Origin of the sequence: Photorhabdus heterorhabditis, from assembly GCF_001280945.1 — a bacterium.
GTDB classification, from domain to species: domain Bacteria; phylum Pseudomonadota; class Gammaproteobacteria; order Enterobacterales; family Enterobacteriaceae; genus Photorhabdus; species Photorhabdus heterorhabditis.
Map to the genome: position 1 here is coordinate 1 of NZ_LJCS01000064.1, position 25133 is coordinate 25133.

Here is a 25133-nt window from a genome sequence, read left to right on the forward strand (position 1 = left end):
ACCCTCTACTAGCTCAATAAATGTTCATGCCAGATATCAAAACCTATCAATAAAATCGTATTGAATGTGAGAAATTATCAATATCTGCGAAATGTATAATTTTTACGCAAAGTAGAATCCCGCCCTGCTCTGGTAACGGATAAGCCAGTACGTATTTTTGAGGATGATGGGGATCAACTTACGACAGAAATATTGCCTTTTGTTAGTGAAAATAATAATTATCAATATTATATTAATACCAATAGTAGAGGTTTTGTTGCTTTAAGAGTTTTCCCTAAAAAATTTAAGGGTAACTATTCAGTACGTATGTTCGCAAAACTGCCATACTTTTTAAGAAATGCTTCATCAAGTATTTTGTTTATTACAGAAGATATTGTTCCAAATCTTCCTGCACCAAACATTGAAGAATTGGTTGGTGATAAATTAACACCACAAATAGGAAATGGCAGTACAGGTTTTCATGTGATTATCCCATCTTATACAGGTGCTAAGCCACAAGATAAAATTTTCTTGGTGATTAGAGAAGATAGTGAGGAAACTCAAAGTCAATCTGCTGTGATTTCTAATATGAATCAGTTTAATAAACCATTTATTTTAGTTCCATATTCTAATGTTCCCAATATTGGTGATAATGAGTTGTATTATTATGTTGTTGATGTAATTGGAAACGTTACTATGTCATCTTCCCTCTATTTTAATTTAACGAGGTCAGTACCGAATCAACCACCAGAGATTAGGCGTACATTAGCGGCAGCTAGAATTTTCACTCATAAAGATCAGAGTGAACTTAAACAGCGAGGTAAGATCAATCTTGTAAAAATTTTAGGTGGAGGGCTGGATGCGCATATTGCTGTGGGTAAAAACAATGGAATAGATGTGGATAGTGTTATTAATGTACGCATTTACGTTAGTGGTGTTGTCAATGATATTCCATCTTCAAAAATTTATTCTCTTGAACCCCATACGGTAACTGCCGACGAAGTGGCGGCTGGAGAGGCGATTATTCTACTTGGTCAGGCACCTTTTACGGGTGTAGATTCGTATGATGATGGACCAGGATTAGTTTATATTACTTATAGTGTAAGAATAAAGGACTCTAAGGTTTGGTTTGGCCGTATTGATACGGTTCCATAACTGATTGAGCTTTTATTTATTTGCTGGAAAATGCTTGAGCATTTTCCATTTTTCCTAATATGTTTCTTATTTGTGAACTGGCGATTTATTTATTGCATAACTGTAATATTTTCTTAAACGTTATTATTTTATTTTCAATTAATAAATCATGGAGTTAATGGTGACAATATGAATAACGGCATCTCAAGTGTGATTATCACAGAAAACGCGGCGATAAGTGATTTAACCGATTACCCTAATCTTAATCCCAAAAATATTGTGACTCTATATGGTCTACCTGGATATAAATTCTATGCTACGACATCTATCGGTGCTTCTATTGTAGATGATAATATTGATGTGGATCAGATCACATTGACGTTAGATGAGACTGGAGCAGGACATTTTTATGTTCGTTCTCCGTTTGAACATAAAAATATTGAAAATAGCGAAGAGTTTTCGGCTTTTGTGATGATTTCTCCACAAGAGGATATGAATAAGGTAATATCTTTCCCGCTTATTTTTGGTAATTATCGTCAGTCTGATGAAGCTATAGTATTTACCGCCTATAATTATACCACAGGTGCTCCGGCAGATGGGAAGACGCCTTGCTCGATATATCTTTTTATTGATCGCGAAAATAATGATGATATTAATCAAATACGTATAAGAGTGAATAATAATGCAGTCATTGAGGGTTATAATAAAGACTGGGCAGATATTCCATTAAAGGAGGATGGTAGTGCGACAGTGAATGTGACTAGCAACACAGCAGGTAAAGTTAATGTTTGGCTAACAGCACCTGATTCAGATTCAGGGGATACAGTCAATTTTGTTTTATCGTTTAGACCGATTCCAATGGAAGGTGAAATATGATTACCAATCACGAAAATATATTTATTCCTTTATCGTCGCCAGAATTGCCGCAAGCAGATAATGATGGTTTGATTGATGTTTCTGTTCAACAGAACCAAGATTTAATTATCAAAGTACCTTATCATAAGAAGATAAAAATCTGGGATGTGATCGTGGTAAATGTTGGGGGGATTTTTTCTCGCCCCTATTATGTTCAGAATATTAATCTTGATTTTTTTACTGTAATTATGCCGTTCTCTGAAATACCAGATGGTTGCTATAATGTGACTTATACATCAGCGGATGATTTCGAGAATGAAAATTTCTCTAAGCCGGCTGTTATTAAAATTATTAATTCGCCATCGATAAAATTATTACCATCAGTTTATCCAGATGCAACATCTGGTGTTATTCACTATTCATCTCTTGTACAACATCATGGGTTAAATGTGCATATCAGTTATAGGCAGATGCAGAAAGGCGATAACGTTATATTCCACTGGCAAGGACATAATTTTAACTATGATCCGATTGCGAGGGCTGCTTGGGATGCACAACCAATAACAGTCAGCGATGAGGATGTTAAGCAGGGTTATGTTTCTTTAGTGGTGCCGGTGGAAAATGTACTTTGTTTGGGTCAAGAGGGAGTGGGAACCGGGTATTATGAGGTTGGTAATGCTATTTCTGCTCCAGGTTCAGTGATATTGTCACTAATGGATATGTCATCTGTCATAATATCAATTAGTGAAGGTGCGCCGATAGTATCTAATGAATATCCCAGAATAAAATCGAAAAATTTGGTGGCGGTTTATGGGCCACCAGGAAAAAGGTTATCGGCTAGTGTTGAGTCGGGCAATATTGTTGAAGGGGATGGTACAAAATATCAGTTTGCTCCCAATAGTTTCGGGCTGGCTTATTTCCATTTGCAATCTGAGACAACGGGTAGTTTTCGCTGTACTGTTTCTGCGGAGGATGGGGCTATAACACCAGGTGTAGGTCAGGCAATATTTAGTGAGTGGAGGGATGGAGTAGATATTATCAAAGCTTATGCATTTACCTCTGAAGTACCTGCTGATGGCGTGAGTGTTTGTAGTGGTTATGTGATTGTGGACCGTACTATCTATTCTGGCAACAGATTACTTGTTCGTACTGATGGCTCTTCGATAATTTCAGGTTTTGGTGATAACGAGAGAGAGTTGCAGGTTGCAATTAGTCAGGATGGTTGTACAACTTTCCATATAACTAATACTAAAGCAGAAAAAAATAATGTGATAATAAGTTTACCCGATACTGATAAGTCGATTCAATTTTCTATTAATTTTAAATATTTTCCTTCTATTTAGTGTAAGGAATATTGTTATTATCAAGTTGAAATCATTTTATTTTTAATTTTAAATCGATGATAACATATATACATAATAGTGATAAATTAGGAGAATGAAATGAATGATGAACAAGCACCAAAAGATGCTAAAACATTAAGTTGGGTATCAAGTAAAAAAATAGAAATTGCGGATAAGCCTATATATGTTGGTATAAACGTAATTCAAGATGGTTATTTATTGCATGGGATGAATATAATTTTAACATTAGATAATGAATCTATGGTATTTAAAGAAAATAATGAGCGTAAAATTACAAAAAATACAGGAGTAATGGGTGAAGCATCAGTTGAAATTATCTCTGTTGGTTCAACTCCGTGTCAAGGAAATGTAGATGCCTGTTTGGACGGTGATACTCAAATAAAAGCCTCTTCTCTCCAGATAGAGTTTACTGCTGTCCCTCAATGTGTGACAGGTATTAATCTTGACCGAGAAAAAAATAATGTATGGGCTAATAGTACCGATGAGAATATCGTAGTTGCAACTGTGTATGATCAGTTTGGTAAAGGAATTAAAGGCCAAGAAATAACCTTTCGGGCAGATATTGGGGGAAAGGTATTTCCATCGTCGGGTATAACAGATAAAGATGGTAAAATAACGGTTTCAATACAATCTGATAGCGATGGCAGGTTGATACTAATAGCACAAGTGGGAAATATTATAAAGGGTATAGCTGTGGATTTCACATATAATCCATATCAGTTAAAGATCACAAAATCTCCGTCTGAGTTGTATTCATTTTCGAGCGGTATTATAACTGGATATTTATATAAGAATGGTATAGGTGAACCTAATGTAACCATGGCAGTATCTACGGGATCTTATCTGTCAGTGAGTGATGAAGACAAAAATATGACTACCGATAAAAATGGATATTTTAGCTTTAGTGTTTATTCTACTTATGCTCAAGAGTGTTCGCCTCATCATCATATTCCTATGAGTAAATTTTCATCTGTTGGTATAAGTTGTATAGATGGACTGATGTATTATCAAACGTGGATAACGTTAACCCCAGGGCTATGTTAGTCACTAGTAGGCTCTGGATATTTGGGGGGGATGCTGATTGTATGATTACTTATTGAAAAATTGGAGAAATCCCCCTATTTTTAGCCGTTATCATACAGTTTGAAAATAAGACGATTTTTATTATCTCGATAAGAAGCACTGATTGAAGATATATATACCCAATAGATTTCAAATTGCAGCGCGGCGGCAAGTGAACGCATCCCCAGGAGCATAGATAACGATGTGACTGGGGTAAGTGAATGCAGCCAACAAAGAGGTAACTTGAAAGATGACGGATATATAACTTGGATGGAATTTCACAACTATCATTGTTATACATCAATATTTAGTTAAAAACCTGAGTGTCACTTTGAGTGAAGTTCAGGTTACTCAATTCATTATTTTTTCATGTTATTTCTTATAATGATTAGGGGGTGGCTATTAAATCTCCTTTAGTTGTGATCGTACCCGCAATGACCTTTTACCAAATAGGGCTATACTATCTATACCCAATGGATTTCAAGATGGATCGCAATGACTTGAAAGATAACGGGTAATAGCCATAGATAGTCACTGCCTCAATTACGCCTATTGGCATAGGCTTTTAGTAAGCATTAACTTTGGAGTTTTTGGTTCTTAGTGTTCACGGAGAGTGTGTATTTACGAAGAGTGTTGGAGGTAACATATGAAACGTCAAAGTGCCTTCATAGTGGGTAATGTATTAATGGGCATCGGTATGTTCACTATAGTGAGTAGTCTGGTTTATACATTACTGCCCCACATTTTCAGCCTTGGCTGGCCTGAGTTTTTATCTGAAGCCGCGCTATTGGGGGTCTTTATTGGTGCTCTTGTTTGGCTGGCTGGCGCCGGTGTTGGCGGTCGGGAAGGTGTAGCAGATCGTTACTGGTGGCTAAGAAACTATGATGAGCGTTATCGTCGTGGTAGTCATCGGTATCCATAACAAAAATAGAGTTAGTTATATACCCTATGGATTTCAAGACGCATCGCGACGGCAAGGGAGTGAATCCCCGGGAGCATAGATAACTAGGTGACTGGGGTGAGCGAGTGCAGCCAACAAAGAGGCAACTTGAAAGATGACGGGTATAGTTTGTGCTAATGGAGAAGTATTACTATTCCAGAGTCAGCAGAAAACCCGTTGAAGCTCTTGTACAACGGGTTTTTTCTTAAATAGCGATATATGAGTGCAACTTATTTATTAGTGCTCAAACATCGCAGAAATTGACTCTTCATTGCTGATACGGCGGATCGCTTCAGCTAACATACCTGACAACGTCAGAGTACGAACCTTATTCAACGCCTTGATTTCAGCAGACAGTGGAATGGTGTCACAGACAACCACTTCATCAATCACCGAGTTTTTAATGTTGTCCACCGCGTTGCCGGAGAAAATTGGGTGAGTTGCGTAAGCAAATACACGTTTGGCTCCACGCTCTTTCAGTGCTTCGGCTGCTTTACATAAGGTACCGCCGGTATCGATCATGTCATCGACCAGTACGCAGTCGCGGCCAGCGACATCACCAATAATGTGCATCACCTGAGAAACGTTAGCGCGTGGGCGGCGTTTATCAATGATAGCCATATCCGTATCGTTCAGTAGCTTAGCGATAGCGCGCGCGCGGACAACCCCGCCAATATCCGGGGAAACAACGATAGGGTTTTCCAGCTCTTTTTGTAACATATCTTCCAGCAGAATTGGGCTGCCAAATACGTTATCAACCGGAACATCAAAGAAACCTTGAATCTGTTCAGCATGCAGATCAACTGTTAGCACACGGTCTACGCCGACACTGGACAGGAAGTCTGCAACCACTTTGGCGGTAATCGGCACACGCGCTGAACGGACACGGCGGTCCTGACGGGCATAACCGAAGTAAGGGATTACTGCGGTAATACGTCCTGCGGAAGCGCGACGCAGTGCATCAACCATAACGACTAATTCCATTAGGTTGTCGTTAGTCGGTGCACAAGTGGACTGGATGATGAAAATATCACCACCGCGCACATTTTCGTTAATTTGCACACTGACTTCACCGTCGCTGAAACGGCCGACGGCAGCATCTCCAAGGTTAGTGTACAGGCGGTTGGCAACACGTTGTGCTAGTTCCGGGATAGCGTTACCAGCAAAAAGCTTCATATCGGGCACGAGAAAAACCTCAGGCTTGCGTCCAGAGAGATATTGTTGACCAATACTAAATAACAATATTTATTCATTGGTTCAATAACACGGGTATCCCAGAGCGAAAATTGTGCAAAGGTGAATTGTTTACGCCACGCGCAACAAAACCATGCAACCACTCAGGGGCTTTATTTAACACCTTACGGGCCGATGCTTCTGATTCGAACTCACCGAATATACATGCACCGGTTCCGGTCAGGCGCGACGGCGCGTATTCTAGCAGCCATGAAAGAAGCTGTTCAACCTCACGAAAACGTTTTCTTACAAGAGGTTCACAATCATTTGCGTACGGAGCCTTTAATAATGCGGCCAGAGAGCGAATTGGTGTATCACGTTTTAATTCTGGATCTGTGAAGATGCGCAGGGTTGAGATTTCAATACCAGGGTGAGCAACCAGATACCATTTTTCTTCTGGTTCTGCTATTTGCAGGATTTCACCAATACCTTCTGCAAACGCCGCGTGACCTTTGATAAAGACGGGGACGTCAGCACCAAGACTCACGCCAAGGGTTGCCAGTGTTTCGTCTGTGAAGCCCGTTTGCCAGTGATAATTCAGTGCGATAAGCACAGTAGCGGCATTCGATGAGCCGCCACCTAATCCACCGCCCATTGGCAGACGTTTGCTGATACTGATGTCAGCGCCTTGATGAGCAATGCCAGTGCCATGTTGGTGGCTGTAGGATTGCAATAGACGTGCGGCGCGGATGATCAGGTTGTTATCGTGTTCCACACCCTCTATTGGTGTCAGTAACCGAATTTCATTATCTTGGCGTGGGGTAATTGTAATTTCGTCGCCATAATCAAGAAACTGAAATAGCGTTTGTAATCGGTGGTAGCCATTGGCGTGACGACCGGTGATGTAGAGAAATAGGTTAAGTTTTGCCGGTGAAGGCCAGGTTAATGTCATTATTTTGTGGTCCAGTTATCCATTTTTAGTTTAATGCGGCGATCGCCTTGGGTCAGCTCAAGACGGTTAGGAAGGGCGGGGATCGTTGAGGTATCGTAGGATTGATAATTAACTAACCATGTTTCGCCATTGTGTCGATAACTGACGGTTTTCAATAAATAGCCAGAATCAAGTTTAAAGTCTTTTGCTTCACCGGGCAGACCGGTTATCCAATGGCGCAGATTATCCAGTGGAATATGCATATCGGTGAGTTGATAAATTATCTCTTCAGGATTATCACTGAAATATTTTTTGCCTTGGTTATCTGTTAACTGAGTCATACCGGGTTGAACGATTAGCTCTAATTCAGTACTGCCCAGGGGATTAGTCAGCAATAAACGGTAGCGTTCTGGGTTATATTGATGCCAGAAAAAACGCGCATAAACTTTTTTCTCATTGGTCAGATAAGCAAAAGATCCACGGGTTTGATATTGATTCAATTGCTGTAATTGTTGTGCGCGTGCTTGCCACTGAGGAGAATCAGCGGACCCGGTTCCTACCGGCTGTGTTGTTAATGTACAAGCGGTGAGTAGCACACAAGAGAGTGGCAGTAGGCGGAGTGGTAGTAGGCAGAAGAGTGATAATTTTTTCATTGGCTTCATCGATAATCTCTGTTTAACAGCATGAAAATTTTTACATTACTTAATAATGAAGAATAAAGTATTAATCCAGTTAAATTTCGAAAAAATATTCTGAATAATGATATCAGACGTTGCTGATTGTCTTTTATTGGTCTGGCGTATCAAGTAGAATGCACAGCTTAAGAAGAGTCCTTATTAAGGGTGATGATTTCATCAAATAAAACGTTTTTGCTTTTACGATGAATTGTTTCTCAGCTGATAACTCAATGCAGTTCATATGACTTTGTTAGCACTTGGTATCAACCACAAGACTGCACCTGTATCCCTACGTGAACGGGTGACTTTTTCCCCTGATGCTATTGGGGAGGCACTTGATAACCTTCTCCAGCAACCACTGGTGAGGGGGGGCGTTGTGCTGTCAACCTGCAACCGTACAGAACTTTACCTCAGTGTAGAGCAACAGGATAATCTGTATGAACAGTTAATTAACTGGTTATGTGAATACCATCAGCTTAATCCCAGAGATTTGAGATCCAGTGTTTACTGGCATCACGATAATGAAGCCGTTAGCCACTTGATGAGAGTGGCGAGTGGGCTGGATTCATTGGTACTTGGGGAACCTCAGATTCTTGGGCAAGTGAAGAAAGCATTTGCGGAGTCGCAGCACAGCCAATCCTTATCAAGTGAGTTGGAGCGATTGTTTCAGAAATCATTTTCTGTTGCCAAGCGCGTCAGAACGGAAACTGAGATTGGCTCAAATGCGGTTTCAGTTGCTTTTGCGGCTTGTACATTGGCTCGGCAGATTTTTGAATCACTGTCTGAGCTGAATATTTTGCTGGTAGGTGCGGGTGAAACCATTGAGCTGGCAGCCCGCCACCTGAAAGAGCATCGGGTGCATCATATGATGATCGCTAACAGGACGAAAGAGAAGGCGCAGATATTGGCTAATGAAGTTCAGGCTGAAGTGATTACCTTGCCTGAAATTGATATACGTTTAGCTGAAGCTGATATTGTTATCAGTTCAACCGCTAGCCCTTTGCCCATCATTGGGAAAGGCATGGTTGAACGTGCATTAAAGTTACGCCGTAATCAACCGATGTTGCTGATTGACATTGCAGTTCCCCGTGATATAGAGCCTGATGTGGAAAAACTGAATAATGTCTATCTCTACAGTGTTGACGACTTACAAGCAATTATTCAGCAGAATCTTGCACAACGTAAAGCAGCGGCTATCCAGGCTGAATATATTGTTCAGCAAGAAAGCGGTTATTTTATGGACTGGTTGCGTTCACAAGGAGCGGTAAACTCAATCCGTGAATATCGTAATCAGGCAGAGCGGGTTCGGGCTGAAATGACCGCTAAGGCGTTGTCTGCTATCAACCAGGGGGCTGATATCGAGCAGGTAATAAATCAGTTGACCCATCAATTGACGAACCGCTTGATGCATGCCCCTACCAAATCACTCCAACAGGCTGCCAGTAATGGTGACTTGGAGCGTCTTAATTTATTACGTGACAGCCTTGGGCTGGAACAGAATTAACCATATCTCTGAATAGGGTCTGAAACCACGAATGAAGCCTTCTATTGTTGCTAAATTGGAAGCATTACAAGAACGTCACGAAGAAGTTTTGGCTCATCTCGGTGATGCCAGTGTGATTGCTGATCAGGAACGTTTCCGTGCTTTGTCACGGGAATATGCTCAACTGACTGATGTGACTAATTGTTTTAAGACCTGGCGTACCGTTCAGGATGATCTTAAAGCGGCTGAAATAATGCTTGATGACCCTGAAATGCGGGAAATGGCACAGGAAGAGATCAAGGACGCCAGAGTACGTAATGAGGAGCTGGAGCAGCAGCTGCAATTGCTGCTGTTGCCGAAAGATCCTGATGATGAGCGTAACTGTTTTCTTGAAGTTCGTGCTGGAACCGGTGGTGATGAAGCGGCTATTTTCGCCGGGGATCTGTTTCGTATGTACAGTCGTTATGCGGAATCTCGCCGTTGGAAAATAGAAGTGATGAGCGCCAATGATGGTGAGCACGGTGGTTACAAAGAAATTATTGCAAAAGTTTCTGGTGAACAGGTTTATGGTCATCTGAAATTTGAATCTGGCGGCCATCGTGTTCAGCGTGTACCAGAAACCGAATCACAAGGGCGTATTCACACTTCTGCTTGTACCGTTGCAATTTTGCCGGAGATCCCGGAAGCAGAGTTGCCAGAAATCAGCTCAGGTGATTTGCGTATTGATACGTTCCGTTCATCTGGTGCGGGTGGGCAGCATGTAAACACTACGGATTCAGCAATCCGTATCACGCATATTCCAACTGGCATTGTGGTTGAATGTCAGGATGAACGTTCACAGCATAAAAACAAAGCGAAAGCAATGTCTGTATTGGCGGCACGTATTCGCGCCGCTGAAGTTCGTAAACGTCAAGAAGCAGAAGCTTCTGAGCGCCGTAATTTGCTGGGTTCCGGTGACCGTTCAGATCGCAACCGTACTTATAATTTCCCACAAGGACGGGTGACGGATCACCGCATTAACCTAACGTTGTATCGCCTTGATGAAGTGATGGAAGGAAAATTGGATATGCTTATTCAACCGATTGTTAATGAGTATCAGGCCGATCAATTATCAGCTTTGTCAGAGCAGGATTGATGGATTATCAGGGTTGGCTCAAACAAGCCACAATACAGTTATCAGCAAGTGACAGCCCTAAACGGGATGCAGAGATTTTGTTGGGGGTCGTCACTCGCCATTCCCGGACTTATATACTGGCATTCGGGGAAACTCAGATCTCTCCAGAGCAGTTTAGCCAGCTTGAAACTTTATTAGCTCGCCGGGCAAAAGGTGAACCCATTGCTTATATTACCGGCGAGCGCGAATTCTGGTCGTTGTCATTAAATGTTTCTCCTGCCACATTGATCCCGCGTCCTGATACTGAATGTCTGGTTGAGAAAGCGCTTGAACGGTTACCACTAACATCTTGTCACATTCTGGATTTGGGCACAGGAACGGGGGCGATTGCGTTAGCCATTGCCAGTGAGCGCTCTGATTGTCGGGTTACTGGTGTTGATATCAATCCTGATGCGGTTATGTTGGCACAGGGCAATGCTGAAAAACTGAAAATACAAAATGTGGATTTTCTGGAGAGCAGTTGGTTCTCTTCATTGAATAATCAACAATTTGGTATGATTGTGAGTAATCCACCTTACATAGATCAAGCAGATCCACATTTGTTTCAGGGGGACGTTCGGTTTGAGCCAGAGAGTGCATTAATTGCGGCAAAACAGGGCACCGCTGATCTGAATACGATTATTGATCTAGCGCGTAATTTTTTGTTACCTGATGGATGGTTGTTACTGGAGCATGGTTGGAAACAGGGAGACGTTGTAAGAAGCCTATTCTCTGAGAGTGGTTATCAGCAAGTGGCTACTTTTCAGGATTATGGCGGTAGCGAACGAATAACACTTGGCCAATGGAAAAGTGATGAAAGCCATAGCTGATTATGAATTTAATAACGCATCTTTAAGTAGCGGTATCTTGTTAATATCGAGAGCCATTCGTTCTGACTTTCCTCAGCTTTCAGTGGAGATGCAGTTTCAGGCATTGATTGATGAAGCCAGGCAGGAAATATCTCCACAGATGACTATAGAAGAACAACTGGAAAAATTGCTGGAGCTTTTTTATCGAAGTTGGAAATTTGGCGGTGCCAGTGGTGTTTATTGCCTGTCAGATATGTTGTGGTTGGATAAAGTACTGCATTCTCGTCAAGGGTCTCCGGTGGTTTTAGGGATAATTCTTATCCATATTGCTCAGGCTTTAGGACTACCATGTATGCCAGTTGTTTTTCCAACACAATTGATTCTGCGTGTTGATTGCCCGGATAAACCTGTGAGGTTTATTAATCCAATCAATGGCGAAACTTTGAGTGAATACACGCTTGATGTGTGGCTTAAAGGTAATATCAGCCAGACTGCTAAATTAGCGGCGGATGATTTACAGGAAGCCGATAACATCAGCATTGTACGCAAAGTGCTGGATACAATAAAAGTCGCATTAATGGAAGAAGTGCAGATGGAATTGGCGTTGAAAGCCAGTGAAGTTGTTCTGATGTTTGATCCGGATGATCCATATGAAATACGTGATAGAGGGCTGATTTATGCCGAACTTGATTGTACTCATATTGCGGTTTCTGATTTGAATTATTTTGTGGAACACTGTCCAGAGGACCCTGTCGCAGAAATGATCAGAATGCAGATATATTCCATTGAGCAGCAATGTGTTGTGCTGCACTGATTTATCCCGTTAATTTATTTGCCCTTAACAGAAGGTATAAGTATGCAACAGAAAGTGGTTAATATTGGTGATATCAAGGTCGCTAACGATCTGCCGTTTGTTCTCTTTGGTGGTATGAATGTCCTAGAGTCACGGGATTTGGCCATGAGTATTTGTGAGCACTATGTAACAGTGACGCAAAAACTGGGCATTCCTTATGTTTTCAAAGCCTCCTTTGATAAAGCGAACCGATCATCAATTAACTCTTACCGTGGCCCCGGTCTGGAAGAGGGAATGAAGATTTTTCAGGAGCTAAAAAAACAATTCGGTGTGAAAATTATCACTGATGTGCATGAACCCGCACAAGCTCAGCCAGTGGCGGAAGTGGTTGATGTGATTCAACTTCCTGCATTCCTCGCGCGTCAAACTGATCTGGTTGAGGCAATGGCTCGTACTGGCGCGGTGATTAACGTTAAAAAACCACAGTTTATCAGCCCCACTCAGATGGGAAATATTGTCGAAAAATTCAAAGAAGGCGGCAATGATCAGGTGATCTTGTGTGACCGTGGTAGCAATTTTGGTTACGACAATCTGGTTGTGGATATGCTGGGATTCAATGTCATGGCTCAGGCAACCGGGGGGCATCCTGTAATTTTTGATGTGACCCATTCACTGCAATGTCGTGATCCGTTAGGTGCTGCATCAGGTGGCCGTCGTGCTCAGGTTGCTGAACTGGCACGTGCCGGAATGGCGGTTGGTATTGCTGGGCTGTTCCTTGAAGCTCATCCTGATCCAGCGAATGCCCTATGTGATGGCCCATCGGCATTACCGTTGGCGAAACTTGAGCCATTCCTGATTCAGATGAAAGCCATTGATGACGTGGTAAAAGGTTTCCCAGAACTGGATACCAGTAAATAAAGTCGTTTTCTGATGTAACGCATCAAATGATTAATAAGTTTGGCGCTGGATTACAGCGCCATTATTTTGAAAAAAGTTAAATGACTCTTTATCGCGGTTTTAGTTAACTGTTTTGCAATTGAAATGTAATTCTTCCATGGCTTGTGGCAATGTTGCATGGAAACTAAGGTGATTTTCAATGAGTTGAATTCTGGCTCTGACCAGAGTTTTTAACGGCTGGAATGGAATATCACAAACAGCGATATATTTATCTTTTCCCACTTCATCAATAAAGCGCTGGAAAGCATGCAACCCGCCCGCATCCAGTACAGGAACAGCATCCCACTGCATAAGGATCGTCTGATAACCTGCACTTTCTTCTTTTAATTCCGTGAAAATACGCTCAGCCGCAGCGAAGAATAGCGGGCCATTGATCCGAACAACCAATAGGTTTTTGTCTCTATCTGTCTGTGACAATTGGCTAATGCGGGTCATATTGGCGATTCGACGCATGAACAGCAGCGAAGCCAATACGATACCAATCGTAATTGCGATAACCATATCAAACAGCACCGTGAGCGACATACAAAGCACCAGAACAATAATGTCATCCCTTGGCGCGCGGCGAATTAGATCGATAACTTTATGTACTTCGCTCATATTCCAGGCAACTATCAGCAACAGGGCAGACATAGCGGCGAGCGGAAGATAAGAGAGCATGGGAGCTAATACTAATAAAGTCAGTAGAACCAGTAGAGAGTGAACAATAGCTGAAACGGGAGATGTTGCACCGGCTCTGATGTTGGCAGCTGAACGGGCAATTGCTGCGGTGGCGGTAATGCCACCGAAAAAGGGAACGACAATATTTCCCAATCCCTGACCAATCAATTCACTGTTTGAATGGTGCTTTTTGCCTGTCATACCATCCAAAACGACGGCACAGAGCAGCGATTCAATCGCGCCCAACATGGCCATTGAAAAGGCGGCGGGCAATAGGGCTGAAACTGTGGCCCAATTGATATCAATGTTATGGGAACCCGTATCAGGCAAATGCCACGGTAAAACAAATTGAGGCAGGATTGGCGGGATACCTTGGCCTTGTGTGCCATCATTCAGAATATAACTGAACTTAGAACCAATGGTAGCCACATCCTGACCAAATAAACTCATTATTCCCATCACGGCAGATCCTGCGATTAGAGCAGGAAGATGCCCTGGTAATTTTAGCCCTAGTTTAGGCCAATAAATGAGAACTGAAAGGGTAGTCAGGCCGATCAGCGTATCACTCAGATGTAGTGTTGGCAGCGCATGAAATAGAGCGGCAACCTTATTGATATAATTCTCTGGTACATGTTCCAGTTGCAGACCAAAAAAATCTTTGACTTGCATGGTTGCGATAGTGATAGCGATTCCAGAAGTAAAACCCAGTGTGACAGGTAGCGGGATATATTCTATCAGCTTACCAAAACGGGCTAATCCCATTACCAGCAGGATAATGCCCGACATCAACGTCGCAATCAGCAAGCCACTCAGGCCAAATTGTTGAGATACCGGGTAGAGAATGACGACGAAAGCGGCGGTAGGACCGGAGACGCTATAGCGAGAGCCGCCAGTGATTGCAATAACAATACCGGCGATAGCTGCGGTATAAAGCCCATATTGCGGGGCAACACCACTCCCGATAGCTAACGCCATAGCGAGTGGGATGGCGATAATACCGACAGTAATACCGGCAATAATATCTTTAATTAAACGGGTAAAAGAGTATGGTTCTTTCCAACAAGCCTCAATAACAGCACTAAACGGCCGTATGCCGTTCATTCTACGAGTTTTCATCTGTGCATAAGCCAAAAAAATAATAAAAAAAGCAATAAGGGAATCAAAACCCAAATTGCGGTAATAATGCTTTGAGTTCAAAACGATAGTGCTAACCGGGTTAATAGCTTAGCGACAGTAAAATAAAAAGCAAAAGGGAAAGGTAACAATTTGTATTAATTTTTGATTAAAAATTGCATTGATTGCTGACTTATTGGCAACTTAATACTACAGCTGCATTTCCTTTTTCAACAGAAGAGCACGATAGTTTTGCGGACTTGAGTGTTAATTATATGTTTTTATTTTGTTTCAAATGATGGGTTTTTGCCCGCATTTGAGGCGATAAAATCCGCAATTTTCAGAATGTTTCTATATGATTTCTAAGGAAAATCTGATGGATTATTCATCATCTATGTTAACGAATAAACGGTGAGAACATGATGATGATTTCAGTCAGAGCCACTCTCCAACGGGTTAGCCAATGGAGAAGCAAATAGATGGCAATCGAATATTTTTTGCTCGTTGGTGACAAGACCACTTGTGGCGGCCAGATTATTACCGGTGACCAAACCATGACATTTAATGGTCGGGCAACCGCGCGTAAAGGGGATAAGGTGACCTGTGCCCCTGTCGTGCCCAGTTCATTAATTCGGAGATGGGCAGTTATGAAAAACAGGAGCAGCCTAATCAGCCGACCACCGCGCCGGTTAATATGGAGACGTTAAATTGAAGATGAGTTGGCTTAACCAAAAATGGAATAATTAATTGAATTTTTAGCGCGGAGTAATCTCTTTATCTTTTTTGGATAAAGTATGGAACGATATTGAATCGTTATCGATGCTGGAAGAAAAGGATTTCCGCGATTATATTCTGGTTTTTCCTGCTGGTTCAGGCATGAAACCGGTTTATGTGATATATATAACTTAACTTATAAGCCAGATAATAATTTCCATGAATATTATCACGTATAAAAAATTGAGATTCTTTTAATTTGAAATATTTTTATTTGATTGAAACTTTTTATTAACAAATCTTGTTGATGTGAAAATTTTCGTTTGCTATTTTAACAGATATTGTCAAACGGGAGTTGTGTGTTGATAGTTCACTCAGTCACACTGACAGTCTTAAGCAGAAAGTTGTAGCGTGTTTGCAAGATAGTTAAACAGCAATTTAAGTTGAAATTGCCCTATTAAATGGATGGCAAGTATGACTAAAAAAATTTCATTCATTATTAACGGTCGAGTCGAAATATTTCCTGAAAGTGATGATTTAGTGCAATCCATTAATTTTGGTGATGATAATATTCATTTGCCAATCTTGAATGATTCTCAAGTAAAAAACATTATTGATTATAATGAAAATAATGAATTGCAGTTGCATAACATCATCAACTTTCTCTATACGGTAGGGCAAAGATGGAAAAATGAAGAATATACAAGACGCAGGACATATATTCGTGATCTAAAAAGATATATGGGGTATTCAGCAGAAATGGCTAAGCTAGAGGCCAACTGGATATCTATGATTTTGTGCTCTAAAGGTAGTCTTTATGATATTGTAAAAAATGAACTTGGTTCTCGCCATATTATGGATGAATGGCTACCTCAGGATGAAAGTTATGTTAGAGCTTTTCCGAAAGGAAAGTCCATACATCTGTTGACGGGTAATGTACCATTATCTGGTGTGCTGTCTATATTACGTGCAATTTTAACAAAGAATCAATGCATCATAAAAACTTCATCAACCGATCCTTTTACCGCTAATGCATTAGCATTAAGTTTTATCGATGTGGACCCTCATCATCCGGTAACGCGTTCTTTGTCAGTCATATATTGGCAACATCAAGGTGATATATCACTCGCAAAAGAAATTATGCAACATGCGGATGTTGTTGTCGCTTGGGGAGGAGAAGATGCGATTAATTGGGCGGTAAAGCATGTGCCACCCGATATTGATGTCATTAAGTTTGGTCCTAAGAAGAGTTTTTGCATTATTGATAACCCCGTTGACTTAATATCCGCCGCTACAGGGGCGGCTCATGATGTTTGTTTTTACGATCAGCAAGCTTGCTTTTCCAGCCAAAACATATACTACATGGGAAGTCACTATGAAGAGTTTAAGTTAACGTTGATAGAAAAACTGAACTTATATGCGCATATATTACCCAACACCAAAAAAGATTTTGATGAAAAGGCAGCCTATTCCTTAGTTCAAAAAGAATGTTTATTTGCTGGATTAAAAGTAGAGGTTGATGTTCATCAGCGCTGGATGGTTATTGAGTCAAATGCAGGTGTGGAACTTAATCAACCACTTGGCAGATGTGTGTACCTTCATCACGTCGATAATATTGAGCAAATATTGCCTTATGTGCGAAAAAATAAAACGCAAACCATATCTGTTTTCCCTTGGGAGGCCGCGCTTAAGTATCGAGATGCATTAGCATTAAAAGGTGCAGAAAGGATTGTAGAAGCAGGAATGAATAACATATTTCGAGTTGGTGGCGCCCATGACGGAATGAGACCGTTACAACGATTAGTGACATATATTTCTCATGAAAGACCATCCCACTATACTTCTAAGGATGTTGCGGTTGAAATAGAACAGACTCGATTCTTGGAAGAAGATAAGTTCCTGGTATTTGTCCCATAATAGGTAAAAAATATGGAAAATAAATCCAGATATAAAACCATCGACCATATTATTGGTGTTGAAGAAAATAAAGAAATTCATGTCTGGGAGACGCTGCCAAAAGAAAATAGTCCAAAGAGAAAGAATACCCTTATTATTGCATCGGGTTTTGCCCGCAGGATGGATCATTTTGCGGGGCTGGCAGAATATTTGTCGCAGAATGGATTTCATGTGATCCGTTATGATTCTCTTCACCACGTTGGATTAAGTTCAGGGACAATTGATGAATTTACCATGTCTATAGGAAAACAGAGTTTGTTAGCCGTAGTTGATTGGTTAAATACCCGAAACATAAATAACCTCGGTATGCTGGCTTCAAGCTTATCTGCGCGGATAGCTTATGCCAGTCTATCTGAAATCCATGTTTCGTTTTTAATCACTGCGGTCGGTGTGGTTAATTTAAGATATACTCTTGAAAGAGCTTTAGGATTTGATTATCTCAGCTTACCCATTGATGAATTGCCAGATAATTTAGATTTTGAAGGCCATAAATTGGGTGCTGAGGTTTTTGCGAGAGATTGCTTTGATTCTGGCTGGGAAGATTTAACTTCTACAATTAATAGCATGATGCATCTTGATGTACCGTTTATTGCTTTTACTGCAAATAATGACGATTGGGTAAAGCAAGATGAAGTGATTACATTACTATCAAGCATGGGTAGTCAGCAATGCAAGATATATTCTTTACTAGGAAGCTCACATGATTTGGGTGAGAACTTAGTGGTCCTGCGCAATTTTTATCAATCGGTTACGAAAGCCGCTATCGCAATGGATAATGGTCGTCTGGATATTGATGTCGATATTATTGAACCGTCATTCGAACATTTAACCATTGCGGCAGTCAATGAACGTCGAATGAAAATTGAAATTGAAAATCAAGCAATTGCGCTGTCTTAAAACCTATTGAGATAGATGGTTAATTCTATCACTCAAATAGAAATATAAGGACTCTCTATGAAATTTGGAAACTTTTTGCTTACATACCAACCCCCCCAATTTTCTCAAACAGAGGTAATGAAACGGTTGGTTAAATTAGGCCGCGTTTCTGAGGAATGCGGTTTTGATACCGTATGGTTACTTGAGCATCATTTCACGGAGTTTGGTTTGCTTGGTAACCCTTATGTGGCTGCTGCTTATTTACTTGGTGCAACCAAGAAATTGAATGTAGGGACTGCGGCTATTGTTCTCCCCACCGCTCATCCAGCACGCCAACTTGAAGATGTGAATCTGCTGGATCAAATGTCAAAAGGACGATTTCGGTTTGGTATTTGTCGGGGGCTTTACAATAAAGATTTTCGCGTATTTGGTACAGATATGAATAACAGTCGCGCCTTAATGGAGTGCTGGTATCGGTTGATACGAAATGGAATGACAGAGGGATATATGGAAGCCGACAACGAACATATCAAGTTCCATAAGGTAAAAGTGCTGCCGACGACATATAGTCAAGGTGGTGCACCTATTTATGTCGTTGCTGAATCTGCTTCTACGACTGAATGGGCCGCTCAACATGGTTTACCGATGATTTTAAGTTGGATTATAAATACTAACGAAAAGAAAGCGCAAATTGAGCTTTATAACGAGGTAGCTCAAGAATATGGGCACGATATTCATAATATCGACCATTGCTTATCATATATAACATCTGTAGATCATGATTCAATGAAAGCGAAAGAAATTTGCCGGAATTTTCTGGGACATTGGTATGACTCCTATGTTAATGCCACGACCATTTTTGATGATTCAGACAAAACAAAGGGTTATGATTTTAATAAAGGACAATGGCGCGATTTTGTCTTAAAAGGACATAAAAATACTAATCGTCGCGTTGATTACAGCTACGAAATCAATCCTGTAGGAACCCCGCAGGAATGTATTGATATAATTCAAACAGACATTGATGCCACAGGAATATCAAATATTTGTTGTGGGTTTGAAGCTAATGGAACAGTGGATGAAATTATTGCTTCCATGAAGCTATTCCAGTCTGGTGTGATGCCGTTTCTTAAAGAAAAACAACGTTCGCTATTATATTAGCTAAGGAAAATAAAATGAAATTTGGATTGTTCTTCCTTAACTTGATCAATTCAACAACTGTTCAAGAGCAAAGTATAGCTCGCATGCAGGAAATAACAGAATATGTCGATAAATTGAATTTTAAACAGATTTTGGTGTGTGAAAATCATTTTTCAGATAATGGCGTTGTCGGCGCTCCTCTGACTGTTTCTGGTTTTTTACTTGGCCTGACAGAAAAGATTAAAATTGGTTCATTGAACCATATCATTACAACTCATCATCCTGTCCGCATAGCGGAGGAAGCGTGCTTATTGGATCAGTTAAGCGAAGGAAGATTTATTTTAGGATTTAGTGATTGTGAAAAAAAGGATGAAATGCATTTTTTTAATCGCCCTGAACAATATCAGCAGCAATTATTTGAAGAGTGCTATGAAATTATTAACGATGCGTTAACAACAGGTTATTGTAATCCAGATAACGATTTTTATAATTTCCCCAAAATATCTGTAAACCCCCATGCTTATACGCAAGGCGGACCTCGGAAATATGTAACAGCAACAAGTCATCATGTTGTTGAGTGGGCTGCGAAAAAAGGCATTCCTCTAATCTTTAAGTGGGATGATTCCAATGATGTTAAACATGAATATGCGGAAAGATATCAAGCTATAGCAGATAAATATGGTATTGACCTGGCAGAAATAGACCATCAGTTAATGATATTGGTTAACTATAACGAAGATAGTAAGAAAGCTAAAGAAGAAACGCGTGCATTTATCAGTGATTATGTTCTTGAAATGCACCCTAATGAAAATTTCGAAAAGAAACTTGAAGAAATAATTACAGAAAACGCTATCGGGAATTATATGGAGTGCATAGCTTCGGCTAAATTGGCAATTGAAAAATGTGGTGCAAAAGACATATTATTGTCCTTTGAATCAATGAATGACTTTACGCATCAAATAAACACAATTGATATTGTTAATGATAATATTAAGAAGTATCACATGTAATAAAAGGGTATGGCAGTAACTCTGCCATACTCTTTAATATTATACGCTATGGATTTCAAGATGCATCGAGACGGTAAGGGAGCGAATCCCCGGGAGCATATAGCAAACTCTGTGACCGGGGTGAGTGCAGCCAACAAAGAGGCAACTTGAAAGATAACGGGTATAGCTACCGAGGTAAAACAGGTATGACTTCATATGTTGATAAACAAGAAATCACAGCAAGCTCAGAAATTGATGATTTGATTTTTTCGAGTGATCCCTTAGCCTGGTCTTACGATAAACAGGAAAAGATCAGAAAAAAGCTTGTGCTTGATGCGTTTCGTAATCACTATAAACATTGTCAGGAATACCGTCACTACTGTCAGGCACATAAAGTAGATGACAATATTACGGAAATTGATGACATACCTGTATTCCCAACATCAGTTTTTAAGTTTACTCGCTTATTAACTTCTAAGGAGAACGAAATTGAAAGTTGGTTTACTAGTAGTGGGACGAATGGTTTAAAAAGTCAGGTGCCACGTGACAGACTAAGTATTGAGAGACTTTTAGGCTCTGTGAGTTATGGCATGAAATATATTGGTAGTTGGTTTGATCATCAAATGGAATTGGTCAATCTGGGACCAGATAGATTTAATGCTCATAATATTTGGTTTAAATATGTTATGAGCCTGGTAGAATTGTTATATCCTACATCATTCACCGTAACAGAAGAGCGCATAGATTTTGTTCAGACATTAAATAGTCTTGAGCGAATACAACGTCAAGGGAAAGATATTTGTCTTATTGGTTCGCCGTACTTTATTTATTTGCTTTGCCGTTATATGAAAGATAAAAATATCTCATTCTCTGGAGATAAAAGTCTTTATATCATCACGGGGGGAGGCTGGAAAAATCACGAAAAAGAGTCTTTGAAACGTGACGACTTTAATCATCTTTTATTCGACACATTCAACCTCGATAATATTAGCCAGATCCGTGATACCTTTAATCAAGTTGAACTCAACACTTGTTTCTTTGAAGATGAGATGCAACGTAAACATGTTCCGCCGTGGGTATATGCGCGAGCACTTGATCCTGAAACATTGAAACCGGTACCGGATGGAATGCCGGGTTTGATGAGTTATATGGATGCGTCATCAACGAGTTACCCGGCATTTATTGTTACCGATGATATCGGGATAATTAGCAGAGAATATGATAAGTATCCTGGTGTACTGGTTGAAATTTTACGTCGCGTTAATACGAGGACACAAAAAGGTTGTGCTTTAAGCTTAACTGAAGCATTTGGTCGTTGACTCTTTTGCTTAATGACTTGTGCGATAAACTCACTAACGTTTTGTCAAACCCTGACGAGGGTTCTCGACCCTCCCTGCATCGGAGGTATATGCAATAAAAAAGCCCAGGTGATTAACCTGAGCTTTCTTTCAAATTTGGCGGTGAGAGAGGGGTTCGAACCCTCGATACGTTTTCACGTATACACACTTTCCAGGCGTGCTCCTTCAGCCTCTCGGACACCTCACCATGTTTTTTCATTCCAGTAACTTTGTTTGACATCGTCGCTGCAACGGGGCGCTACTATAGGGAAAAGCGTTACAAGCGTCAACACTCTTCTGATATTTTTCTTTGGCTTTTTGATTGGTTAGCGAAATAAACGCCAATTCGATGAATTGATATCCATCTGATGACGCCGAAATAGTTAGATTCAAGTCTTTTAATAAGAAAAAAATGAATTCGTTAACTACTTAACATTCTCAAAATTTTCGTAATGACGATTAACAAAGGGACTTGCAACCTACTGTTAATCAGATAACCCTGTATGAAAAAAATAAGATGAGGATAAACAGTCATGGAGATTATCTTTTACCACCCTTTTTTTGATGCCAATCAGTGGATTCAAGGCATGCAACAACGACTGCCGAATATTAATATCCGTCAATGGAAACGCGGTGATAATCAGCACGCAGATTATGCAATGGTTTGGTTGCCACCCTATGAAATGCTGGCAAATCGCTCTGGGTTGAAGGGGATTTTTGCATTAGGTGCCGGTGTAGAAGCGATTTTAAAACAGGAACAGCAAAAACCAGGAACATTACCCGCCAGTGTGCCACTGATGCGGCTTGAAGATGCAGGCATGGGGCTGCAAATGAAGGAGTATGCAGTAGCAACGGTTTTACACTATTTGCGACGCATGGATGAGTATAAGTTGCAACAGGGGCTGCGTGTGTGGAAGCAATTTGAGCCACATGATCGCAAAGATTTTGTCGTAGGTGTACTAGGCGCGGGTGTTTTAGGAAGTGATGTCGCAGAAACATTGGCTGAATGGGGGCTTGCTGTCCGTTGTTGGAGCCGTACTCCAAAGCAGATTAATAAGGTAGAAAGTTTTCACGGTAAAGATCAATTGGGCGATTTTCTCTCAGGGAGTAAGGTGCTTATCAATCTGCTACCAGATACACCAAAAACCCGAGGTATTCTGAATTTATCGTTGTTCAGTCAGTTAAAACCAGGTTCTTATCTGATTAATATCGCGCGAGGTTCCCATTTGATAGAACATGATCTGTTGGTGGCAATCAATAAAGGCTATATTTCAGGGGCTTCATTGGATGTATTTGTTGAGGAACCTTTACCGGAAATGCATCCGTTTTGGACTCATCCTCGTATAACGGTTACTCCACATGTTGCTGCTATTACTATTCCTGATATTGCTATGAATACGATTAGTGAAAATATTCAGCGAATTGAAAAAGGTGAATTACCAACCGGTGTTGTGGATATGGAATTGGGATATTAATCACGTCTCTTTACAGTAGGGACGGTTATTAGGGACAATAGCGGCAAAATAGCTATTTTTTGGAAACTGAGATGAATGAATTTTCAATTGTTTGCCGTATCTTAGGCTCTTTATTTAATCGCCAGCCACAAGATGCCGTTCTGGAACCTCTTCTGACGATGATTGCAGAAGGTAAATTGAAGCAGTCTTGGCCATTGGAACAGGATGCGTTGCTGGATCGTTTGCAACAAGATTGTGATCTACCAGCAATGCAAGCTGATTATATCGCACTGTTTTGTGGAGATGATGCCAGTGTATCTGGTCGTCGTTCTGGCTATACCGGTGAGAGTGAAGATGGTGTTTGTCAATTTCTGATTGAACGGGGTATGCCATTGTCAGATGCGCCGTCCGATCAGTTTGGATCTCTGCTATTAGCCGCGTCATGGCTGGAAGATAAGGCAGCAGAGGATGAGGTTCAGGGGCAGATTGCGCTGTTTGATGAATATCTTCTGCCGTGGTGTGGGCAATTTTTAGGAAAAGTGGAAGCCCATGCGACAACGGGTTTTTATCGGACACTCGCAATCATTACCCGCGAAGCATTGCAGGCGTTAAGAGAAGAGTTAGACGCTTGATTTTGAAATGATAAAGAGGCAAATAATGTTCAATTATTTGCCTCTTTTATGAAAATTATTTATCGGTAAGTGTAATAACAAATTTGCCAGGTTTGATTTCTAACCCTTTTGCCAATTTTTTGGCGGCGGCTTCAGCTTTACTGTGATCGGGTTTCAATACATAAACCGGGTTAGTATCAAAGAAAGCGCTAAGTGATTTGTTCAAGTAAGGAACCAGTGCGTTAACCGGTTTTTCCATTTTTTCCGGTGTGATTTGGTAATCAATGACTTCTAACGCTTTCAGAAAAATAGCCCCTTTTTCTGGATCAAATACAGGTTGGGCTTTTAGTGTTAACTTCATATCGGCTTTTGCCGGGCCAAGCAGGGATGTAATATTGACTTCTGCGCGGCCAGTTAATGCTATTTTGTCTGGTTCTGCCCGGCCAATTTGGCTGGAAAGTTCTGTTAATTTTATATCTGCATTAGCAAGACCATGTAATTCAATCTTTTTCTGGTAATGAACATGTTTCACCAGATAGTCATTGATCAGCTCTTCGCTGATACTGATATCGTTGAATTGATCGCAACCACTGATTAACCCCGCTAGCAGCAATACTGCCCCCAAGAAAAATTTTCTCATATCGACTCCTTTATTTTAGCGAAAAACGCCGTAAACCCTTGCCCAGTGCGGGCGGGGATATAAGGCGAAAAGCCCGGGGGGCTTTCAAGAACACTCAGGCGTTGACTGACTCTGAACGTAGGCTCTGAGTGTTTCGAGCGTTGCCCCTCCGGTGCTACAGACAAAATACGATCTTGACCACAGCAACCCTGTTTTGCTCTGCATTCGTAGATGTGTATTCTGCTGGCGTAGTAGCCGTGATGATACTGATTTCAGGTTGTTAACCATCACGCTCACTGCCAGCTTTGGCGGGTATGCGACCAGAAGGTGTACATGATCCCGCTCACCGTCCAT

At 40.9% G+C, this 25133-nt stretch carries 24 protein-coding genes, 1 tRNA gene and 1 pseudogene; 19 read left to right on the forward strand and 7 right to left on the reverse strand.

Annotation, left to right across the window (positions count from 1 at the left end; genetic code table 11):
* The first annotated feature begins 192 nt into the window (after positions 1-192).
* From AM629_RS17345 to ychH, 5 genes are all read left to right on the forward strand, one after another.
* Positions 193-1134: a hypothetical protein gene (locus AM629_RS17345; protein WP_338049411.1), complete on the forward strand. Its 942-nt coding sequence runs from the start codon at positions 193-195 to the stop codon at positions 1132-1134.
* Positions 1135-1302: 168 nt separating this feature from the next.
* A complete protein-coding gene (locus tag AM629_RS17350; protein WP_054480551.1) occupies positions 1303-1989 on the forward strand; it encodes a hypothetical protein in 687 nt (228 codons plus the stop codon).
* Positions 1986-3311 carry a hypothetical protein gene (locus AM629_RS17355; protein WP_054480553.1) on the forward strand — a complete coding sequence of 442 codons (1326 nt, stop codon included), beginning with the start codon at positions 1986-1988 and terminating at the stop codon, positions 3309-3311. The genes AM629_RS17350 and AM629_RS17355 overlap by 4 nt, the downstream gene beginning before the upstream one ends.
* A 99-nt stretch (positions 3312-3410) precedes the next feature.
* Positions 3411-4376 (forward strand): Ig-like domain-containing protein, encoded by a 966-nt coding sequence (locus AM629_RS17360; protein ID WP_054480554.1) that lies wholly within the window; start codon positions 3411-3413, stop codon positions 4374-4376.
* Positions 4377-5040: 664 nt separating this feature from the next.
* Positions 5041-5316, forward strand: coding sequence for a stress-induced protein YchH (gene ychH, locus AM629_RS17365; protein WP_054480555.1), 276 nt, complete (start codon positions 5041-5043; stop codon positions 5314-5316).
* Positions 5317-5571: 255 nt separating this feature from the next.
* Here the strand turns inward: ychH and prs are convergent, their stop codons facing one another.
* From prs to lolB, 3 genes are all read right to left on the reverse strand, one after another.
* Positions 5572-6519 carry a ribose-phosphate diphosphokinase gene (gene prs / locus AM629_RS17370; protein ID WP_015834664.1) on the reverse strand — a complete coding sequence of 316 codons (948 nt, stop codon included), beginning with the start codon at positions 6517-6519 and terminating at the stop codon, positions 5572-5574.
* Positions 6520-6583: 64 nt separating this feature from the next.
* Positions 6584-7459, reverse strand: coding sequence for a 4-(cytidine 5'-diphospho)-2-C-methyl-D-erythritol kinase (gene ispE / locus AM629_RS17375; protein WP_054480556.1), 876 nt, complete (start codon positions 7457-7459; stop codon positions 6584-6586).
* On the reverse strand, positions 7459-8100 hold the full coding sequence (gene lolB / locus AM629_RS17380) for a lipoprotein insertase outer membrane protein LolB (RefSeq protein WP_054480557.1): 642 nt from the start codon (positions 8098-8100) through the stop codon (positions 7459-7461). Before lolB ends, ispE begins: the two co-directional genes overlap by 1 nt.
* A gap of 256 nt (positions 8101-8356) precedes the next feature.
* Between lolB and hemA the strand changes: the two genes are divergently transcribed.
* The 5 genes from hemA to kdsA are packed head-to-tail and all read left to right on the forward strand — an operon-like array spanning position 8357 to position 13271.
* Positions 8357-9619, forward strand: a complete 1263-nt coding sequence (gene hemA / locus AM629_RS17385) for a glutamyl-tRNA reductase (RefSeq protein ID WP_054480558.1) — start codon at positions 8357-8359, stop codon at positions 9617-9619.
* A gap of 31 nt (positions 9620-9650) precedes the next feature.
* Positions 9651-10733 carry a peptide chain release factor 1 gene (prfA, locus tag AM629_RS17390; protein WP_054480559.1) on the forward strand — a complete coding sequence of 361 codons (1083 nt, stop codon included), beginning with the start codon at positions 9651-9653 and terminating at the stop codon, positions 10731-10733.
* Positions 10733-11581 (forward strand): peptide chain release factor N(5)-glutamine methyltransferase, encoded by an 849-nt coding sequence (prmC, locus tag AM629_RS17395; protein WP_054480560.1) that lies wholly within the window; start codon positions 10733-10735, stop codon positions 11579-11581. Before prfA ends, prmC begins: the two co-directional genes overlap by 1 nt.
* Positions 11565-12374 carry an invasion regulator SirB1 gene (gene sirB1, locus AM629_RS17400; RefSeq protein WP_054480561.1) on the forward strand — a complete coding sequence of 270 codons (810 nt, stop codon included), beginning with the start codon at positions 11565-11567 and terminating at the stop codon, positions 12372-12374. Before prmC ends, sirB1 begins: the two co-directional genes overlap by 17 nt.
* A 42-nt stretch (positions 12375-12416) precedes the next feature.
* Positions 12417-13271 carry a 3-deoxy-8-phosphooctulonate synthase gene (gene kdsA, locus AM629_RS17405; RefSeq protein ID WP_054480563.1) on the forward strand — a complete coding sequence of 285 codons (855 nt, stop codon included), beginning with the start codon at positions 12417-12419 and terminating at the stop codon, positions 13269-13271.
* Positions 13272-13370: 99 nt separating this feature from the next.
* Here the strand turns inward: kdsA and dauA are convergent, their stop codons facing one another.
* On the reverse strand, positions 13371-15086 hold the full coding sequence (gene dauA, locus AM629_RS17410) for a C4-dicarboxylic acid transporter DauA (RefSeq protein ID WP_054480582.1): 1716 nt from the start codon (positions 15084-15086) through the stop codon (positions 13371-13373).
* A gap of 476 nt (positions 15087-15562) precedes the next feature.
* Between dauA and AM629_RS17415 the strand changes: the two are divergent.
* The 7 genes and pseudogenes from AM629_RS17415 to luxE all read left to right on the forward strand — a co-directional run.
* A pseudogene (locus AM629_RS17415) lies at positions 15563-15792 on the forward strand (PAAR domain-containing protein); the annotation flags it as partial.
* A 74-nt stretch (positions 15793-15866) separates the two neighbouring features.
* Positions 15867-15992 carry an S-type pyocin domain-containing protein gene (locus tag AM629_RS25330; RefSeq protein ID WP_149617372.1) on the forward strand — a complete coding sequence of 42 codons (126 nt, stop codon included), beginning with the start codon at positions 15867-15869 and terminating at the stop codon, positions 15990-15992.
* A gap of 279 nt (positions 15993-16271) precedes the next feature.
* Complete coding sequence (luxC, locus tag AM629_RS17420; RefSeq protein WP_054480567.1) at positions 16272-17714, forward strand: long-chain-fatty-acyl-CoA reductase LuxC; 1443 nt, start codon at positions 16272-16274, stop codon at positions 17712-17714.
* A gap of 12 nt (positions 17715-17726) precedes the next feature.
* Positions 17727-18650 carry an acyl transferase gene (locus AM629_RS17425; RefSeq protein WP_054480570.1) on the forward strand — a complete coding sequence of 308 codons (924 nt, stop codon included), beginning with the start codon at positions 17727-17729 and terminating at the stop codon, positions 18648-18650.
* Between the two features lie 57 nt (positions 18651-18707).
* The gene (luxA, locus tag AM629_RS17430; RefSeq protein WP_054480575.1) at positions 18708-19790 is read left to right on the forward strand and encodes a luciferase subunit alpha; all 1083 of its coding nucleotides are present in this window, start codon (positions 18708-18710) and stop codon (positions 19788-19790) included.
* A gap of 14 nt (positions 19791-19804) precedes the next feature.
* Complete coding sequence (luxB, locus tag AM629_RS17435; RefSeq protein WP_054480576.1) at positions 19805-20779, forward strand: luciferase subunit beta; 975 nt, start codon at positions 19805-19807, stop codon at positions 20777-20779.
* Between the two features lie 146 nt (positions 20780-20925).
* Positions 20926-22077, forward strand: a complete 1152-nt coding sequence (gene luxE, locus AM629_RS17440; protein ID WP_235525514.1) for a long-chain-fatty-acid--protein ligase LuxE — start codon at positions 20926-20928, stop codon at positions 22075-22077.
* A gap of 136 nt (positions 22078-22213) precedes the next feature.
* On the opposite strand, the gene AM629_RS17445 is transcribed toward luxE, so the two are convergent.
* Positions 22214-22303 (reverse strand) — tRNA-Ser (locus AM629_RS17445).
* A gap of 325 nt (positions 22304-22628) precedes the next feature.
* On the opposite strand from AM629_RS17445, the gene ghrA reads away from it, so the two are divergent.
* Complete coding sequence (ghrA, locus tag AM629_RS17450) at positions 22629-23570, forward strand: glyoxylate/hydroxypyruvate reductase GhrA (RefSeq protein WP_054480578.1); 942 nt, start codon at positions 22629-22631, stop codon at positions 23568-23570.
* A 71-nt stretch (positions 23571-23641) separates the two neighbouring features.
* Positions 23642-24181: a TorD/DmsD family molecular chaperone gene (locus AM629_RS17455; protein WP_054480579.1), complete on the forward strand. Its 540-nt coding sequence runs from the start codon at positions 23642-23644 to the stop codon at positions 24179-24181.
* A 55-nt stretch (positions 24182-24236) separates the two neighbouring features.
* On the opposite strand, the gene AM629_RS17460 is transcribed toward AM629_RS17455, so the two are convergent.
* Both AM629_RS17460 and tnpA read right to left on the reverse strand, forming a co-directional pair.
* The gene (locus AM629_RS17460; RefSeq protein WP_054480581.1) at positions 24237-24800 is read right to left on the reverse strand and encodes a lipoprotein; all 564 of its coding nucleotides are present in this window, start codon (positions 24798-24800) and stop codon (positions 24237-24239) included.
* A gap of 84 nt (positions 24801-24884) precedes the next feature.
* A partial coding sequence (tnpA, locus tag AM629_RS22500; RefSeq protein ID WP_072161922.1) for an IS200/IS605 family transposase occupies positions 24885-25133 on the reverse strand: 249 nt, incomplete at its 5' end.